1 protein-coding gene is annotated in these 536 nt (G+C 65.9%); it reads right to left on the bottom strand.

Going from position 1 to position 536, the window contains the following annotated elements; genetic code table 11:
- On the bottom strand, positions 1–536 hold a 536-nt coding region (gene pilO2 / locus HMPREF2924_RS24345; RefSeq protein WP_168172970.1), incomplete at both ends, for a type 4b pilus protein PilO2.

The following is a 536-nucleotide window of genomic DNA, read 5'->3' as shown; positions in this document are numbered from 1 at the left end:
TCGACCTTCAGGGCCGCGGTGTTGCCGTTGTCGATAACGAAGGCGGGGCGGTCGGCGAACAGGTGCTGGCTGGCCGCTGTCAGGTCGGCTGCTGTGCTGTTGCCGGTACGGTGGTAGGTGGCGACCAGGACCCTGCCGTCGCACTTGCTGGATTCGAAGAGCCAGCCCTGGATCGACAGCGACAGTACCCCCGTTGCCTTGCTACAGGCGCGTAGCATGTCCTCGAGGTCAGGCATGAGCGTCCAGGGCTTCTGCAATGACGCCAGGTCCAGCGGCTGCTTGGCCTGGGCGTTCTTCTCGGCCAGCTCGGCGAGGCGCCTCTGCTCCTCGAGGAGCGCGGCTTGCCTGGCGAGCTCTTCCTGGTGGGCATTCCATAGGTAGTAGGCGGTTAGCGACCCACCTACCACGCAACCGAGCAGGGCCACTGCCGTCCACTCCCTGGCGGACAAGCCGAAGGTGAGTTGCCGGAGGCGGTAGTCGCGCCGCAGGCGCTTCGGCGCGAGCAGTTCCTCGATGTCGAAGTCCTTGACGGGGAA

The organism is Pseudomonas sp. HMSC063H08, from assembly GCF_001813645.1.
Classification (GTDB): Bacteria; Pseudomonadota; Gammaproteobacteria; order Pseudomonadales; family Pseudomonadaceae; genus Pseudomonas; species Pseudomonas aeruginosa.
This window is presented reverse-complemented; position numbering and strand designations above follow the sequence as displayed.